Origin of the sequence: Rahnella aceris (assembly GCF_011684115.1) — a bacterium.
Lineage (GTDB): Bacteria > Pseudomonadota > Gammaproteobacteria > Enterobacterales > Enterobacteriaceae > Rahnella > Rahnella aceris.
Window position 1 is genome coordinate 295,226 of sequence record NZ_JAADJV010000005.1, and the last position, 16,095, is coordinate 311,320.

The following is a 16,095-nucleotide window of genomic DNA, read 5'->3' on the forward strand; positions in this document are numbered from 1 at the left end:
ATCTCATTTTACGAAGCGCAATGCAGAGAAAGCCTAAACCTGCATTCACATCAAATTACCATGACTACCCCTTTGGTATAATAATTCTCTTACAAACAATAAGAATATCAGCCACCGGGACAGCGCCTGTATGTCATCGGGGTTCACTAACTCTTCGATTATGAAGAGCTTTTCGCGGGTGTTTCAAACCCGATCTCATTGATGATAGTGGAGGAATGCAGTGCAAACCTTTAACGCCGACATTGCAATTATAGGTGCAGGTGGGGCGGGTTTACGCGCAGCAATAGCCGCAGCGGAAGCCAATCCCAACCTGAATATCGCGTTGATTTCGAAAGTGTACCCAATGCGCAGCCACACCGTGGCGGCCGAAGGCGGTTCTGCCGCTGTGACGCAAGATCACGACAGCTTTGATTTTCACTTCCAGGATACCGTTTCCGGAGGCGACTGGCTGTGTGAGCAAGACGTAGTGGATCATTTCGTTCATCAATGCCCGACTGAAATGGCCCAGCTTGAACTGTGGGGCTGTCCGTGGAGCCGTAAGGATGACGGTTCCGTCAATGTTCGCCGCTTCGGCGGAATGAAGATCGAACGCACCTGGTTTGCCGCGGATAAAACCGGCTTCCATATGCTGCACACCCTGTTCCAGACCTCGCTGAAATACCCACAAATCAAACGATTCGATGAGCATTTCGTCCTCGATATTCTGGTCGATGAAGGCCAGGTACGCGGCGTTGTCGCCATCAATATGATGGAAGGCACACGCGTGCAAATTCGGGCTAACGCCGTGGTCATGGCGACCGGCGGCGCAGGCCGTGTTTACCGTTACAACACCAACGGCGGTATCGTCACCGGCGATGGCATGGGCATGGCGTTCCGCCATGGCATTCCGTTGCGCGACATGGAGTTCGTGCAATATCACCCGACCGGCCTGCCGGGTTCCGGCATCCTGATGACAGAAGGCTGCCGCGGTGAAGGCGGCATTCTGGTCAACAAAGACGGTTACCGTTATCTGCAGGATTACGGCATGGGGCCGGAAACCCCTCTGGGCGAGCCGAAAAACAAATACATGGAACTCGGCCCGCGTGACAAAGTATCACAAGCGTTCTGGCACGAATGGCGCGCCGGACGCACCATCGAAACGCCGCGTGGCGACGTGGTATATCTGGATTTACGCCATCTCGGCGAGAAAAAACTGCGTGAACGTCTGCCGTTCATCTGCGAACTGGCCAAAGCGTATGTCGGCGTCGATCCGATTACGGACCCGATCCCTGTTCGCCCTACCGCGCACTACACCATGGGCGGCATTGAAACCGATGCACAGTGTGAAACCCGTATCAAAGGTCTGTTCGCAGTCGGTGAATGTTCGTCTGTCGGTCTGCATGGCGCCAACCGTCTCGGCTCAAACTCACTGGCAGAACTGGTGGTGTTCGGGCGTATGGCCGGTGAAAAAGCGGCAGAACGCGCAGTTGAAGCCAAAGACACCGGCAACAGCGTCGCGCTCGAAGCGCAGGTGCGTGATATCGAAAACCGTGTTGCCGCGCTGATGGCACAGGAAGGCGACGAAAGCTGGGCCGCCATCCGTGACGAAATGGGTCTGGCGATGGAAGAAGGTTGCGGGATTTATCGCACTACCGAGCTGATGCAAAAAACCATCGATAAACTGGCCGAACTGAAAGAACGCTTCAAACGGGTGAAAATTCAGGATACCTCCAGTGTCTTTAATACCGACCTGCTGTATACCATCGAACTGGGTCATGGCCTGGAAGTAGCAGAATGTATGGCGCATTCCGCCATCAATCGTCGCGAATCACGCGGCGCCCATCAGCGTCTCGATGAAGGCTGTACCGAACGCGATGACGTGAATTTCCTCAAACATACTCTGGCCTTTTATCAGCCAGATTCCGCCCCGCGCCTCGAATATGGCGACGTGAAAATTACCACGCTGCCACCGGCAAAACGCGTGTACGGCGGGGAATCTGAGACTCACGATAAAAAAGATAAGGAGCAATCACGTGGCTAAAATGCGCAGCCTGAAGGTTGAGATCATGCGCTACAACCCGGAAACGGACAGCGCGCCGCATCCGGTGGTGTATGACGTGCCTTTCGATGAAACAACGTCACTGCTCGATGCTCTGGGCTACATCAAAGATCATCTGGCCGCTGACCTTTCCTATCGCTGGTCGTGCCGTATGGCAATCTGCGGCTCGTGCGGCATGATGGTGAATAGGGTGCCGAAGCTGGCGTGCAAAACCTTCCTGCGGGAATATCCGGACGGTATGCAGATTGAGGCGCTGGGGAACTTCCCGGTGGAACGTGATCTGGTGGTCGATATGACCCACTTTATCGAAAGCCTCGAAGCCATCAAACCTTACATTATCGGCAATACCCGCACGATCGGCGAAGGCCCGGGCAAGCAAACTCCGGCGCAAATGGAGAAATATCACCAGTTCTCCGGCTGTATCAACTGTGGTTTATGTTATGCCGCCTGCCCGCAGTTTGGACTGAATCCTGAATTCATCGGCCCGGCAGCTATCACGCTGGCGCATCGCTACAACCTCGATAACCGTGACCACGGCAAAGCACAACGTATGCCACAGCTCAACAGTCAGAATGGTGTCTGGAGTTGTACGTTCGTCGGTTATTGCTCCGAAGTCTGTCCGAAGCACGTCGACCCTGCCGCCGCCATTCAGCAAGGCAAAGTCGAAAGTTCGAAAGACTTCATGATCGCAAGGCTGAGACCGCAATGAGGGAGGAAAATATGACGACTCAAAGTACGGGCAGCAAACGTAAACCCTACGTGCGTGAGATGAAAGCCAGCTGGTGGAAAAATTTACCGTTCTACCGTTTTTATATGCTGCGTGAGGGCACGGCGGTTCCGGCAGTATGGTTCAGTCTCTTACTGCTGGCAGGGGTTTGCTCGTTACGTAACGGGCCTGAAAGCTGGGCGGGTTTTGTGAATTTTCTGCAAAATCCGGTGGTCTTGCTGATTAACCTGATCGCCCTGCTTGCGGCCCTGTTGCATACCAAAACCTGGTTCGAACTGGCACCGAAAGCCTCCATCCTGGTGGTGAAAGGTAAAAAGATGGGACCTGAACCGGTGATTGCCGGTTTCTGGGGCGTGACGATCGTTGTGACGCTGGTTGTTCTCGTCATCGCACTGTTTCTTTAAGGAGGCGACATGAAAAATACTCTTCCTAAACGTTCAGACGAGCCGGTGTTCTGGGGATTGTTTGGTGCGGGCGGTATGTGGAGCGCAATTTTTGCGCCGGTGATGATTCTGCTGGTGTGCTTCCTGCTGCCGCTGGGCTTTTTCCCCGGCGACGCACTGAGCTATCCACGCGTGCTGGCATTTGCGCAAAGCGGGATCGGGCGTCTGTTCCTGCTGCTGATGATCGTGCTGCCTCTGTGGTGCGGTCTGCACCGGATCCATCACTGCATGCACGACCTGAAGATCCACGTTCCGGCCGGAAAATGGGTGTTCTACGGGCTGGCGACGATCTTAAGTATCGTCACCCTTATCGTGCTGATCCGCCTCTGATCCGCAAAGATCTGACTTTCCAGCGGCCATCTCTCTGGCCGCTGTTTTCATTCTTTATCCGCAGGTTTTCCCTTTTTCTTTTTTGTTACCTACACTTAGAGAACATACTAAGGAAGGAAACTCCATGCGTATCTGGTCAAAACTCAGCGTTATCATCACAGCACTTATGTCAGTCGCGTGCAGCGTAACGCCGCCTGCTGACGTCAAAGTCGTCAATAATTTCGAACTCACCCGCTATCTCGGTACCTGGTATGAAGTCGCCAGACTGGACCATAGTTTTGAAAGCGGACTGGAACGCGTCACCGCCAATTACAGCCTGCGCGATGATGGCGGCGTAAAAGTGATTAATCGCGGGTTTAATCCGCAGAAGAATAAATGGCAGGAAAGTGAGGGCAAAGGTTACTTCACCGGATCACCTGCGCGCGCGGCGCTGAAAGTGTCATTCTTCGGTCCGTTCTATGGCGGTTATAACGTCATAGAACTGGATAAAGATTATCGTTACGCGCTGGTCTGCGGACCGGATAAAAGCTATCTGTGGATCCTGTCCCGTACGCCAACGCTGGATGACAGCGTGAAGCAGCAACTTCTGCAAACGGCGCAGCAGTACGGATTTGATACCAGCAAACTGGTGTGGGTGAAACAGCCTTGATGCTTACACCATAAAACTCGCGCCATAAAAACAACACTGCCTGCATCAACGTGCAGGCAGACATCAGTTTACTTAACGTTATTCGCTCGCTATTGCGCGCTTTTCTGAATGGCTTCCCCACCGGCAGACACATCTTCACCTACGCCACGCGTGGTGTTGCAGGCTGTTAAGGCAGAAGACAAGATAAGAACAGACAAGATAGCGAGGATACTTTTCTTCAGCATATAAATCTCCTTCCTATAAGAGAATGTAAAGTACGACACTTTTAGTGTAGCTAATTTTCTGGATATAGAAGGGAACAGGCAGGATTTTAAGACATTTGGTAAAACGAGGCTGAAGGGATCAGCCTGCTTTGGAAATTGCGCCACCCAGATGCTGGATGTCTTCACCGAAACCATGAACCGTGTTGCAGCCGGATAACGAAGCCAGCAGCATCACTGAAACCACGATAAACATCATCTTCTTCAACATGGTAAACATAATCCCATTCAACAAGTTGGGGCTGGAAAGCTGCGACAGGCATTCACCTGTGGCAGCTTTCATCCGGCGTAATAAGTATTGAGAACTTATTTAACGCGGGAAACGTATTCGCCAGAGCGGGTGTCACAACGGACGATTTCGCCGATCTGCACGAATAATGGCACTTTAACCACAGCGCCGGTGCTCAGGGTCGCTGGCTTACCGCCGGTACCTGCGGTATCACCTTTCAGGCCAGGATCAGTGTCCACAACTTCAGCTTCGATGAAGTTTGGTGGCTGAACAGCGATAGGACGGCCATCCCACAGCGTCACGATACATTCTGCGTTGTCCTGCAGCCATTTAGAGGCGTCAGAAACAGTTTTCTCTTCAACCTGATGCTGTTCGAAAGTCTCAGGGTGCATGAAGTGGTAGAACTCACCGTCGTTGTAGAGGTAGTTCATGTTGGTATCTACAACATCAGCGCCTTCGCATGAGTCAGTAGATTTGAAGGTTTTTTCTACACGGGAACCGGTCAGCAGACGACGCATTTTAACGCGTGCGAAAGCCTGGCCTTTGCCTGGTTTTACGAATTCACTGGATTCGATAGCGTAAGGCTCGCCCTCGAACATGATTTTAAGACCCGGACGGAAATCGTTGCTAGAATAAGTCGCCATGATGGCCCTCTAATTTTAAACTGGTATTAGCCAAAAAAATGGCAAACATTGTAACCCTAAACACGCCATTTAGAGAAGATTGGTTGTATCAACTCGGCGATGTTATCACTGACCCGGATGAACTGCTTACTCTTCTGGCACTTAACGACAATGCAGAACTGCAAAGTGGGCGTGAAGCCCGTCGTTTGTTCCCGCTTCGCGTGCCCCGCGCCTTTGTGGCACGTATGCAGCCGGGCGATCCACAGGATCCTTTATTGCTTCAGGTATTGACCGCACGCGAGGAATTTATTGCCGCGCCGGGCTTTACCACTGACCCGCTTGATGAACAACGCAGCGTTGTTCCGGGTCTGTTGCACAAGTATAGCAATCGCGCCCTGTTACTGGTGAAAGGCGGATGTGCGGTAAATTGCCGCTACTGTTTCCGTCGTCATTTCCCGTATCAGGACAACCAGGGAAATAAGGCTAACTGGGTTCAGGCGCTGGATTATATCCGCACTCGCCCGGAACTCGATGAAATTATTTTCTCCGGTGGTGATCCGCTGATGGCCAAGGATCATGAACTCGACTGGTTGATCGGTGAACTCGAAGAGATCGCGCACATTAAGCGGCTGCGTATTCATACCCGTTTGCCGGTGGTTATCCCTGCACGTATCACGGATTCCTTCTGCCAGCGCCTTGAAAAATCACGTCTTCAGGTGCTGATGGTGACGCATATCAATCACGCCAATGAGATTGATAATGCATTGCGCGCCAGCATGGCGAAGCTGAAAAGCCATGGCGTGACGCTGCTCAATCAGAGCGTGCTGCTGCGGGGCGTTAATGATTCTGCTGATGTGCTGGCGACACTGAGCAACGCGCTGTTTGACGCGGGTATTTTGCCTTACTACATCCACGTGCTGGATAAAGTACAGGGTGCGGCGCATTTCATGGTGAACGACGACGAAGCGCGCGTCATTATGAAAGGGCTGATGAGTAAAGTGTCAGGTTATATGGTACCGAAACTGACCCGTGAAATTGGCGGCGAGCCGAGCAAAACCATTCTGGATCTGCGGCTGAAGCAGTCTTAACACGTTCTTCCAACCCCAAATAATTCAAGTTGCAGGAAGGCGGCAAGTGATGGAGTCCCGATGAGCTTACTCAGGTAAGTGATTCGGGTGACTGAACGTAGCCAACGCACCTGCGGCTTGAAGTATGAAGGGGGAACGCAAAAAGGGATGCCATTGGCATCCCTTTAGTATTTATAGCCTTCACGCGACTATGGGCACTTATAAACCTGACCGACCATTTTGCTGTCAACCGGTGCAAAGCTGGACAGGAAGTTCTGGGACGGGCTGTTGGCACCATAAATGGTGTTGCCGCCCATCGCTGCCGCTTTGTTACGCAGGTCATTGGCTGCGCCACGCATGGAGCTGCCGTCACCGCCGGTACCGGAGAACCAGTTGCTTTGGGCACCGGTGACTTCGCCAAGCAACTGACAATTTGCGCCTGGTTTGTCGTCCGTGAATTTCACCTGCTGGCCCGCTGCATCCAGTTGATGAGTGGTACTGCACCCGGCAAGCAGCGCGATAGCTGACAGGCCCAGTAACATTTTAATCCGCATCACTTTCCCCATTTGTTTTTGTAATCACATAAAGCCTATCAGAAAACACCTGGCTCTCTTAGGCATCCGTTGCCACGCATACCCAAGTTTGTGCTATCGGTAAAAATCCGAAATCCACGCAGAAACAAGTCTACACGTTAAAGGCCGGAGACAATGAGAGTTATCTTACTGAACCTGATAAAAAAGGGTCAAATAAAAAAACCCGGCCTTTACAGACCGGGTTTCTTCAGTACGTTGCCTCAGTGAGCAAAAAAGCCCGCTGATTTTACGTACCTGCGGATGAACGCAGGGGGATGATGATTACATCATGCCGCCCATGCCGCCCATTCCACCCATACCGCCAGCGCCGCCCATATCGACTTTATCGTCTTTAGGCAGGTCGGTGATCATGCACTCAGTGGTGATCATCAGGCCAGCTACAGAAGACGCGTACTGCAGAGCAGAACGGGTGACTTTAGTTGGATCAAGGATACCCATTGCGATCATGTCGCCGTATTCTTCGGTGTAAGCGTTGTAGCCGAAGCTGCCTTCGCCCGCTTTCACTTTGTTTGCGATAACAGAGGCTTCTTCGCCAGCATTCACAACGATCTGACGCAGTGGAGATTCCATTGCGCGCAGAGCAACGCGGATACCCACGTTCTGGTCGTCGTTGTCGCCGGTCAGGTTAGCCAGAGTGTGAGCAACGCGAACCAGCGCCACGCCACCACCAGCAACCACGCCTTCTTCTACCGCAGCACGGGTTGCGTGCAGGGCATCTTCAACGCGAGCTTTCTTCTCTTTCATTTCAACTTCAGTCGCTGCGCCCACTTTCAGAACGGCTACGCCGCCTGCCAGTTTAGCCACACGCTCTTGCAGTTTTTCACGGTCGTAATCAGAAGTCGCTTCTTCAATCTGCTGACGGATCTGAGAAACACGGCCCTGGATGGTTGCTTCTTCGCCAACGCCATCGATGATGATGGTGGTGTCTTTGTTGATAACAACACGTTTAGCCTGACCCATATCTTCCAGAGTGGCTTTTTCCAGTTCCAGACCGATCTCTTCAGAGATAACGGTACCGCCAGTCAGGGTTGCGATGTCCTGCAGCATAGCTTTACGACGGTCGCCGAAGCCTGGTGCTTTAACCGCAGCCACTTTCACGATGCCACGCATGGTATTCACAACCAGAGTCGCCAGGGCTTCGCCTTCAACGTCTTCAGCAATGATCAGCAGTGGTTTACCGGCTTTCGCAACGGCTTCCAGTACTGGCAGCATTTCGCGGATGTTAGAAATTTTCTTGTCAGCCAGCAGGATGAACGGGCTTTCCAGTTCGATTGAACCGGTTTCTGGTTTGTTGATGAAGTAAGGAGACAGATAACCACGGTCGAACTGCATACCTTCAACAACGTCCAGCTCATCTTGCAGGCCAGTGCCTTCTTCAACAGTGATGACGCCTTCTTTGCCCACTTTTTCCATCGCTTCAGCGATCAGTTTACCGACAGTTTCATCGGAGTTAGCAGAGATGGTACCAACCTGTGCAATGGCTTTAGAGTCCGAGCAAGGGACAGATAATTTTTTCAGTTCTTCAACCGCAGCAACGACAGCTTTGTCGATACCACGTTTCAGATCCATCGGGTTCATGCCCGCAGCAACAGCTTTCAGGCCTTCAGTGATGATGGCTTGAGCCAGAACGGTTGCGGTAGTGGTACCGTCACCCGCGGCATCGTTCGCTTTGGACGCGACTTCTTTCACCATCTGTGCGCCCATGTTTTCGAACTTGTCTTCCAGTTCGATTTCACGTGCAACGGACACGCCGTCTTTAGTGATGGTTGGTGCGCCGAAAGATTTGTCCAAAACCACGTTACGGCCTTTAGGGCCCAGGGTCACTTTTACTGCATCAGCAAGGATGTTTACGCCACGCAGCATTTTCACACGGGCGTCGTTACCGAATTTTACTTCTTTAGCTGCCATTGTTAATTTCCCTTAAATTCGTTCTGTTCAGAAAAAAGTGGATCGGGGGACAATCAGGCTTCTACGATTGCCAGAATGTCACTCTCAGACATGATCAACACTTCTTCATTGTCGATCTTCTCAGCTTTCACGCCGTAACCGTCGTTGAAAATGACGATGTCGCCAACTTTCACGTCCAGCGCTTTAACTTCACCATTTTCCAGAATGCGACCATGGCCGACAGCCAGGATTTCGCCACGGGTAGATTTACCGGCAGCGGAGCCAGTCAGAACGATGCCGCCAGCGGATTTAGATTCTACTTCTTTACGCTTGACGATAACGCGGTCATGCAATGGACGAATTTTCATTGATAACTCTCCTGTGAGCGGGTCCATATCTATTTTTAGGGTTGAATGCCTGGCAAAGTCCTGCCCGGCCTCGTGGTTTGTTTAATGGGGGCGATACGCAGCCCTTCAAGGGGAAGAACAGAAAAATTTTCTCTTTTTCTTTCGCTGCTCTGTTGACGAAAATCGACCTTCGCAGTGCTTCCCAACAATCTTTTAACAATTGAGGCCACAGAGATTAGCGATCGCGGTGCTCTGTGTCGTCATCTTTTTTAGGTGTAACCAGACGTTCCTGCGTTTCATCCGTCCGCTGGAACTCGCCATCAAAGGTATTCCCCGTTGGCGCGCTGCTCCCCCAGTTACCGCCGGAACGCACAATGTTCAAATGCGGCATCAGTTTTAGCGTCAGTCGTTTCTGGATGGGTGGCAGCAAAAGCAGCAAACCGAGGAAATCAGTAAAGAAGCCCGGTACCAGCAGCAGGAATCCGGCGATCACCAGCGAAACACTTTTAACCATCTCGGCTGCCGGGCTTTCCCCAACCGCCAGTTTTTGCTGCAACTGCATAAACGTCTTCATGCCCTGATTCTTCACCAGAGAGACACCTACGCAAGAGGTGAAAACAACCAGCAATAACGTTGTTGCCACGCCAACCACCGCAGCCACCTTGATAAATAAGGTGATTTCAATGTAAGCCAGCAGGAATAACAGTAATAACGGTAACCAGCGCACCGCATTCTCCTTGTAATTTGGCTCCGGAAGCGCTGTCGCAGCGGCATTCCAAACCCTGAATAAGTGCCTGCTTGAGATCTTCGCTATCAAAGAAATGCAGGCTGACTACACTGAGATGGTGATCACTCATCATGATTTCAACCACCAGACCTGATTTAATTGAGCAGGTAAATGAATTGTGAGAATTCTCACAGATACTAAAAACATGCACGATAATAGGGCAGGATAGTGATCTTAGTACGTGCAATTCGTCTGAAGCAGCATATGATCGCCTCCGTTGCTCAAACAACGGTTGATCGTTTTAAATTTACTACGGCCAGTAACATAATTTTAAACATCGCATAACGCATTCAGTACCGAAGAGAAGGTTCTCATGTCAAACACCATTCGTATCGAGGAAGACCTGCTGGGCACGCGCGAAGTACCGGCAGAAGCTTATTACGGCATTCACACCCTGCGGGCGATTGAAAACTTCTATATCAGCAACACCAAGATCAGTGATGTTCCTGAGTTTGTTCGCGGCATGGTGATGGTGAAAAAGGCGGCAGCTCTTGCTAACAAAGAGCTGCGCACCATTCCACGTCACATTGCGGATATCATTATTCAGGCGTGCGACGAAGTGCTTGATAAAGGCAAATGCATGGACCAGTTCCCTATCGACGTCTATCAGGGCGGTGCGGGAACCTCGGTAAATATGAACACGAATGAAGTGCTGGCGAACATCGGTCTGGAACTGATGGGACACCAGAAAGGCGATTACCAGTTCCTCAATCCAAATGATCATCTGAACAAATGCCAGTCCACCAATGATGCCTACCCTACTGGTTTTCGTATCGCCGTGTACGCGTCCTTGCTGAAACTGGTTGATGCTATTTCCCAGCTGGGCGACGGTTTTGAGCGTAAAGCGAAGGAATTCGAAAACATCATCAAGATGGGCCGTACACAGTTGCAGGACGCCGTTCCGATGACGCTCGGTCAGGAATTCCACGCGTTCAACGTGTTGCTCAAAGAGGAAACCCGCAATCTGTTGCGTACCGGCGAATTACTGCTGGAAGTGAACCTCGGGGCGACAGCAATCGGTACCCGCCTGAATACGCCGGAAGGTTATCAGCAACTGGCGGTAGAAAAACTTGCAGAAGTCAGCAATCTGGCCTGTGTACCCGCTGAAGACCTGATTGAAGCAACGTCCGACTGTGGCGCATACGTGATGGTTCACAGCTCGCTGAAACGTCTGGCCGTGAAGCTTTCTAAAATCTGTAACGACCTGCGTCTGCTCTCTTCCGGTCCTCGCGCTGGCCTGAATGAAATCAACCTGCCGGAATTACAGGCGGGTTCTTCTATCATGCCAGCCAAAGTGAACCCGGTTATCCCGGAAGTCGTGAACCAGGTGTGCTTCAAAGTCATCGGTAACGACGTCTGCGTGACGATGGCGGCAGAAGCGGGCCAGCTTCAACTGAACGTCATGGAACCGGTAATTGGTCAGGCGATGTTTGAGTCAGTGCATATCCTGACTAACGCCTGCTACAATCTGCTCGAAAAATGCATCAACGGCATTACAGCGAACAAAGAAGTATGTGAGTTCTACGTTTTCAACTCTATCGGCATCGTCACCTACCTTAACCCGTTCATCGGCCACCACAATGGCGATATCGTCGGCAAGATTTGTGCTGAAACCGGTAAGAGTGTCAGGGAAGTGGTGCTCGAGCGCGGCCTGCTGACTGAGGCGGAGCTGGACGACATTTTCTCCATCGAAAACCTGAAACATCCGGCTTACAAAGCAAAACGCTATACCGATGAAAATGAACAGTAACAGACTCAAATACTGACCTTTTAAAGGCTCGTTGTTCTGCAGAACAGCGGGCCTTTTTACTTTGTACAACACAACAATTACACAACAATTAATTATCAATTCCTTAAGGAGTGCTGGGAATATGGACGGACAACCATGTTAATTATCGAATTTATTATTGTACTGGCGGCGATTTTCCTCGGCGCGCGCTTAGGCGGCATCGGCATTGGTTTCGCGGGCGGGCTTGGCGTTCTGGTGCTCGCCCTGATAGGCGTTAAACCGGGAACCATCCCTTTTGACGTAATCTCTATCATCATGGCGGTGATCGCCGCGATTTCGACCATGCAGGTAGCAGGCGGGATGGATTATCTGGTGCAACAAACTGAAAAGCTGCTGCGCCGTAATCCCAAACACATCACCCTCCTCGCACCCATCGTCACCTATTTCCTGACGATTATGGCGGGCACTGGCAACATTTCACTGTCGGCATTACCGGTTATTTCTGAAGTCGCCAAAGAGCAAGGGATTAAACCCTGCCGCCCGCTTTCCACCGCCGTGGTTGCTGCGCAGATAGCCATTACCGCCTCACCGATTTCTGCCGCAGTGGTGTACATGGCATCCACCATGGAAGGCCACGGCGTCAGTTATCTTCATCTGCTGATGGTGATGATCCCGTCCACACTGGCTGCAGTGATCCTGATGTCGCTGATTGTCAGCTGGTGCTTTGACGCAAAGCTTTCCAATGACCCGGTTTATCTCAAACGGTATGAAGAAGGTTTGATCCAACTGCGTGGCGATAAAGTGCTGGAAATCAAACGCGGCGCCAAACTCTCGGTGTTGCTGTTCCTGCTCGGCGTACTGACGGTGGTCGCTTATGCGGTTATTAACAGCCCGAGCCTGGGTTGGGTCGCACAACCGGTGATGACCACCAACAGCGCCATCCTGATTATCATGCTCAGTGTCGCCACGTTAATCACCTTGCTGTGCAGCATTGATACCGACGCCATTCTGACCTCCAGCACGTTCAAATCCGGCATGAGCGCCTGTATTTGTATCCTCGGCGTGGCCTGGCTGGGTGACACTTTTGTGCAGGCCAATCTCGGCTGGATCAAAGAAACCGCGGGTGGCCTGATCCAGGCGCATCCGTGGCTGCTGGCAGTGATTTTCTTCTTCAGCTCTGCGCTGTTGTATTCGCAGGCCGCCACGACCAAAGCCCTGCTGCCAATGGCGCTGGCACTGAGCGTATCGCCGCTGACCGCCGTGGGTTCTTTTGCCGCTGTTTCCGGTTTATTCATTCTGCCGACGTATCCGACGCTGGTTGCCGCTGTGCAGATGGATGACACCGGCACTACCCGCATCGGGCGCTTCGTCTTCAACCATCCATTCTTTATTCCCGGCACGATTGGCGTGTTCCTGTCTGTAGTTTTTGGATTTGGTTTCGGCAGTATTATTCTCTGACAGTTTTCCGGGGGCTGCGGCCCCCGTTAAGCACTCGGGGCTTTCTGCTCAGGGATTGCTCAGGGTATACTCACAATTCATTAACGCGCTATGGCATGACGCCGTGCGCATCTTCTGTCGATTCGCTCAGTGGCTGTTCATCTGCCGCGACAAAGAGAACTTTACTCCGCATGGATCACCGCATTCTTCGAATTTTCTTCCTGCTGTGCAGCCTGAGTCTTTTGCCGTTTCAGGCGAATGCCTCTTTATTTGGCAAACCCGCCGCGCCACAGTTTGTCCCCGTCGATCAGGCATTCAGTTTTGATTTCCAGCAGCAAGGTCACGACCTCAAACTGAACTGGCAAATCCGTGACGGCTATTATTTATATCGCAGCAAGATTGAGCTGGAACCGAAGAATGCTCAGCTCGCGGCGTTTTTGATGCCCAAAGGCCGTGATCATCATGATGAGTTTTTCGGTGACAGCGAAGTTTATGAGAATGCCCTGCATCTGACGATCCCTCTCCGCCAGGCCAGCGCGGATGCAACCGTTCGTGTGACCTATCAGGGATGTGCCGCCGCAGGATTCTGCTATCCGCCGGAAACTCGTGACGTACCGCTGAGTGCCGTCACGGAACCGACGCGTGTCAGCACGCCCGCTACTGATACAGCATCCGCACCGGTTATCGCGACGCCTGAAAAGCTATCCACACCACTACCATTTTCTCCGCTGTGGGCCTTGCTGATCGGCATCGGTATTGCCTTTACGCCTTGCGTACTGCCGATGTATCCGCTGATTTCCGGCATTATTCTCGGGTGCCAGCGCCCTCACAGCATGAAGCGAATTTTCCTGCTGGCGCTGGTTTACGTGCAGGGCATGGCGCTGACTTACACACTGCTTGGTATGGTGGTCGCTGCGGCAGGTTTGCAGTTCCAGGCGGCGTTGCAAAGTCCGTGGGTACTGATTGTGCTTTCGGTGATGTTCATTGTTCTGGCGCTGTCGATGTTTGGCACGTTCAGCCTGCAACTGCCTTCTGCCGTCCAGACCCGGCTGGCTTTATGGAGTAACGAGCAAAAAGGCGGCTCGCTGCCCGGCGTCTTTATTATGGGCGCACTGGCCGGGTTGATTTGTTCGCCCTGCACCACCGCGCCGCTCAGCGCGATCCTGCTGTATATCGCCCAGAGCGGGAATCTGCTGGCGGGGGCTGGCACGCTGTATCTGTATGCGCTGGGGATGGGCATTCCGCTGATTATTGTGACGATGTTCGGCAACAAATTACTGCCCCGCAGCGGGCCGTGGATGCAATACGTCAAAGAAGGATTTGGCTTTGTCATTCTGGCACTGCCGGTATTGTTACTCGAACGTGTGATTGGCGATATCTGGGGGCTGCGTTTATGGAGCCTGCTCGGCATGGCGTTCTTCGGCTGGGCATTCCTGCTCAGCCTGAAAAGCCAGCGCGGCATGGTGCGGACGCTGCAATTACTTTTCCTGGCCGCGGCGCTGATCGTCAGCCGTCCTTTGCAGGACTGGGCATTTGCGCCAGCCGCTAACACGACAACACAGGTACACGCACTTAATTTCCAGAAAATCCATAATGTCGGTGAACTGAACGCTGCCCTGCAGGGCGCGCAGGGCAAACGCGTTATGCTGGATTTGTACGCTGACTGGTGCGTGGCGTGTAAAGAGTTCGAAAAATATACCTTCTCAGCGCCAGACGTGCAGAATGAACTGACGGATACCTTATTGCTGCAGGCAGATGTCACCCAGAATTCCCCTGAGCAGAAAGCGTTATTAGAACGTCTGAATGTTCTGGGCCTGCCGACAATTTTGTTCTTCGGGCCTGATGGTCATGAGTTGCCACAGTCACGGGTGACGGGTTTTATGGATGCAGCGGAGTTCAGCGCGCATTTGCAGAAAACTCACCCTTAAACGACACTACACTTTGAAGTACGCGAATTGTGAGGAGGCAAACGTGCTACGTGAACAAGTTCTCGATAAAACCCTTAATTTCCTGGAACAACGTGGCCTTGCAACATTGTCACTGGAAACGGTCGCCGAACTGGTCGATGTCCCGCTCAGTGAATTACGCCGTTTCTGGCCGGATGCCGAAGCCCTGCTGTATGACAGTCTGCGTTATCACGGCGAACAGATTGATATCTGGCGTCGTCAGCTGATGCTGGATGAGTCTCTTTCGGCGCCACAGAAATTGCTGGCGCGCTATAAAGTGCTGGATGAGCAGGTGCGGCAGCAGCGCTATCCTGGATGTCTGTTTATCGCAGCTTGCACGTTTTTCCCTGACAGCGAGGCGCCCATTCATCAGCTAGCTCAACAGCAGAAACGGGCCTCCTACGACTACACCTTGTCGCTTTTGCAGGAAATGGGCTCGGATGACCCGGAAATGGTCGCTCAGCAGATGGAACTGATCCTCGAAGGCTGCCTGAGTAAACTGCTCGTTAAACGCCAACTGAACGATGTGGAAGTCGCACGCCGTCTGGCAGAGGATGTGCTGAACATCGCCCGCTGCCGTGAACATGGTGCACTTTCCTGACTTCCCCCCATTGCTGCCCGGCGATTTCATCCTTTTTGAATGAAAAGGCAGCAAACAAACGGCTTTTATGTATTTTAGATAACAAACCCGTTGACGGCTCAGGCCCAATACGGTTTAATGCGCCCCGTTGCCCGGATAGCTCAGTCGGTAGAGCAAGGGATTGAAAATCCCTGTGTCCTTGGTTCGATTCCGAGTCCGGGCACCATATTTAAAGAAACCCGCCTATGGCGGGTTTTTTGCTTTTTAAATCTTACGTATTTACCCTTTCGTGATTCACTTCTCATCCCTTCATTCATTTGCACAAAACTCCCGTTCAATTCTGCTTAAAAGTTAGGCCAACGTCCGTTAACGGTCATATCCCTGCGTTTTAGACTGATTCCTTAGCCTGATAAGTTTCCTCAA

At 52.1% G+C, this 16,095-nt stretch carries 17 protein-coding genes and 1 tRNA gene; 11 read left to right on the forward strand and 7 right to left on the reverse strand.

Translation table 11 applies throughout. From position 1 onward, the window contains the following. Nucleotides 1–220: 220 nt before the first annotated feature. From frdA to blc, 5 genes are all read left to right on the forward strand, one after another. Nucleotides 221–2,020 (forward strand): fumarate reductase (quinol) flavoprotein subunit, encoded by a 1,800-nt coding sequence (gene frdA, locus GW591_RS21620; protein WP_119261153.1) that lies wholly within the window; start codon nt 221–223, stop codon nt 2,018–2,020. A 1-nt stretch (nt 2,021) separates the two neighbouring features. After that, entirely contained in the window at nt 2,022–2,747 is a 726-nt protein-coding gene (locus GW591_RS21625) for a succinate dehydrogenase/fumarate reductase iron-sulfur subunit (RefSeq protein ID WP_191996300.1), read from the forward strand. 11 nt (nt 2,748–2,758) lie between these two features. After that, nucleotides 2,759–3,169: a fumarate reductase subunit FrdC gene (gene frdC / locus GW591_RS21630; RefSeq protein WP_037034293.1), complete on the forward strand. Its 411-nt coding sequence runs from the start codon at nt 2,759–2,761 to the stop codon at nt 3,167–3,169. A gap of 9 nt (nt 3,170–3,178) precedes the next feature. Continuing rightward, complete coding sequence (gene frdD / locus GW591_RS21635; RefSeq protein WP_014333645.1) at nt 3,179–3,538, forward strand: fumarate reductase subunit FrdD; 360 nt, start codon at nt 3,179–3,181, stop codon at nt 3,536–3,538. A gap of 124 nt (nt 3,539–3,662) precedes the next feature. After that, entirely contained in the window at nt 3,663–4,187 is a 525-nt protein-coding gene (gene blc / locus GW591_RS21640) for an outer membrane lipoprotein Blc (protein WP_013573745.1), read from the forward strand. An 89-nt stretch (nt 4,188–4,276) separates the two neighbouring features. Here blc and GW591_RS21645 read toward each other — a convergent pair whose 3' ends face one another. The 3 genes from GW591_RS21645 to efp all read right to left on the reverse strand — a co-directional run bounded on the left by GW591_RS21645 (nt 4,277) and on the right by efp (nt 5,320). Further along, nucleotides 4,277–4,411 (reverse strand): entericidin A/B family lipoprotein, encoded by a 135-nt coding sequence (locus GW591_RS21645; protein ID WP_013573744.1) that lies wholly within the window; start codon nt 4,409–4,411, stop codon nt 4,277–4,279. A 118-nt stretch (nt 4,412–4,529) separates the two neighbouring features. Beyond that, nucleotides 4,530–4,658, reverse strand: a complete 129-nt coding sequence (locus GW591_RS21650; protein WP_013573743.1) for an entericidin A/B family lipoprotein — start codon at nt 4,656–4,658, stop codon at nt 4,530–4,532. Between the two features lie 95 nt (nt 4,659–4,753). Then, nucleotides 4,754–5,320: an elongation factor P gene (efp, locus tag GW591_RS21655; protein WP_013573742.1), complete on the reverse strand. Its 567-nt coding sequence runs from the start codon at nt 5,318–5,320 to the stop codon at nt 4,754–4,756. 38 nt (nt 5,321–5,358) lie between these two features. Here efp and epmB point away from each other — a divergent pair, with 38 nt between their 5' ends. Next, a complete protein-coding gene (epmB, locus tag GW591_RS21660; protein WP_119261150.1) occupies nt 5,359–6,387 on the forward strand; it encodes an EF-P beta-lysylation protein EpmB in 1,029 nt (342 codons plus the stop codon). Between the two features lie 188 nt (nt 6,388–6,575). Here the strand turns inward: epmB and GW591_RS21665 are convergent, their stop codons facing one another. The 4 genes from GW591_RS21665 to GW591_RS21680 all read right to left on the reverse strand — a co-directional run bounded on the left by GW591_RS21665 (nt 6,576) and on the right by GW591_RS21680 (nt 9,920). Next, nucleotides 6,576–6,920 (reverse strand): DUF4156 domain-containing protein, encoded by a 345-nt coding sequence (locus GW591_RS21665; protein ID WP_014333641.1) that lies wholly within the window; start codon nt 6,918–6,920, stop codon nt 6,576–6,578. Nucleotides 6,921–7,220: 300 nt separating this feature from the next. Beyond that, complete coding sequence (gene groL, locus GW591_RS21670) at nt 7,221–8,867, reverse strand: chaperonin GroEL (protein WP_013573739.1); 1,647 nt, start codon at nt 8,865–8,867, stop codon at nt 7,221–7,223. Between the two features lie 53 nt (nt 8,868–8,920). Then, nucleotides 8,921–9,214 carry a co-chaperone GroES gene (locus GW591_RS21675; protein ID WP_009636718.1) on the reverse strand — a complete coding sequence of 98 codons (294 nt, stop codon included), beginning with the start codon at nt 9,212–9,214 and terminating at the stop codon, nt 8,921–8,923. Nucleotides 9,215–9,428: 214 nt separating this feature from the next. Beyond that, the gene (locus GW591_RS21680) at nt 9,429–9,920 is read right to left on the reverse strand and encodes an FxsA family protein (RefSeq protein ID WP_013573738.1); all 492 of its coding nucleotides are present in this window, start codon (nt 9,918–9,920) and stop codon (nt 9,429–9,431) included. A 373-nt stretch (nt 9,921–10,293) separates the two neighbouring features. Here GW591_RS21680 and aspA point away from each other — a divergent pair, with 373 nt between their 5' ends. The 5 genes from aspA (at nt 10,294) to GW591_RS21705 (ending at nt 15,898) form a co-directional block, all read left to right on the forward strand. Then, nucleotides 10,294–11,730, forward strand: coding sequence for an aspartate ammonia-lyase (gene aspA / locus GW591_RS21685; RefSeq protein ID WP_013573737.1), 1,437 nt, complete (start codon nt 10,294–10,296; stop codon nt 11,728–11,730). A gap of 135 nt (nt 11,731–11,865) precedes the next feature. Beyond that, complete coding sequence (locus GW591_RS21690; RefSeq protein ID WP_014411551.1) at nt 11,866–13,167, forward strand: anaerobic C4-dicarboxylate transporter; 1,302 nt, start codon at nt 11,866–11,868, stop codon at nt 13,165–13,167. Between the two features lie 170 nt (nt 13,168–13,337). Further along, a complete protein-coding gene (locus GW591_RS21695; RefSeq protein ID WP_166861359.1) occupies nt 13,338–15,074 on the forward strand; it encodes a protein-disulfide reductase DsbD in 1,737 nt (578 codons plus the stop codon). 43 nt (nt 15,075–15,117) lie between these two features. Then, nucleotides 15,118–15,693 (forward strand): division control transcriptional repressor DicD, encoded by a 576-nt coding sequence (gene dicD / locus GW591_RS21700; protein ID WP_014411550.1) that lies wholly within the window; start codon nt 15,118–15,120, stop codon nt 15,691–15,693. 129 nt (nt 15,694–15,822) lie between these two features. Then, nucleotides 15,823–15,898, forward strand: a tRNA-Phe gene (locus tag GW591_RS21705). The last annotated feature ends 197 nt before the right edge of the window (nt 15,899–16,095 follow it).

What these genes read in the sequence shown, in the direction of transcription:
- GW591_RS21650 (WP_013573743.1), bottom strand. Translation starts at nt 4,658, where the DNA reads ATGTTGAAGAAGATGATGTTTATCGTGGTTTCAGTGATGCTGCTGGCT.
- efp (WP_013573742.1), bottom strand. Translation starts at nt 5,320, where the DNA reads ATGGCGACTTATTCTAGCAACGATTTCCGTCCGGGTCTTAAAATCATG.
- groL (WP_013573739.1), bottom strand. Translation starts at nt 8,867, where the DNA reads ATGGCAGCTAAAGAAGTAAAATTCGGTAACGACGCCCGTGTGAAAATG.
- aspA (WP_013573737.1), top strand. Translation starts at nt 10,294, where the DNA reads ATGTCAAACACCATTCGTATCGAGGAAGACCTGCTGGGCACGCGCGAA.
- GW591_RS21695 (WP_166861359.1), top strand. Translation starts at nt 13,338, where the DNA reads ATGGATCACCGCATTCTTCGAATTTTCTTCCTGCTGTGCAGCCTGAGT.
- epmB (WP_119261150.1), top strand. Translation starts at nt 5,359, where the DNA reads ATGGCAAACATTGTAACCCTAAACACGCCATTTAGAGAAGATTGGTTG.
- GW591_RS21625 (WP_191996300.1), top strand. Translation starts at nt 2,022, where the DNA reads ATGCGCAGCCTGAAGGTTGAGATCATGCGCTACAACCCGGAAACGGAC.
- GW591_RS21690 (WP_014411551.1), top strand. Translation starts at nt 11,866, where the DNA reads ATGTTAATTATCGAATTTATTATTGTACTGGCGGCGATTTTCCTCGGC.
- frdD (WP_014333645.1), top strand. Translation starts at nt 3,179, where the DNA reads ATGAAAAATACTCTTCCTAAACGTTCAGACGAGCCGGTGTTCTGGGGA.
- GW591_RS21665 (WP_014333641.1), bottom strand. Translation starts at nt 6,920, where the DNA reads ATGCGGATTAAAATGTTACTGGGCCTGTCAGCTATCGCGCTGCTTGCC.
- GW591_RS21675 (WP_009636718.1), bottom strand. Translation starts at nt 9,214, where the DNA reads ATGAAAATTCGTCCATTGCATGACCGCGTTATCGTCAAGCGTAAAGAA.
- GW591_RS21645 (WP_013573744.1), bottom strand. Translation starts at nt 4,411, where the DNA reads ATGCTGAAGAAAAGTATCCTCGCTATCTTGTCTGTTCTTATCTTGTCT.
- frdC (WP_037034293.1), top strand. Translation starts at nt 2,759, where the DNA reads ATGACGACTCAAAGTACGGGCAGCAAACGTAAACCCTACGTGCGTGAG.
- blc (WP_013573745.1), top strand. Translation starts at nt 3,663, where the DNA reads ATGCGTATCTGGTCAAAACTCAGCGTTATCATCACAGCACTTATGTCA.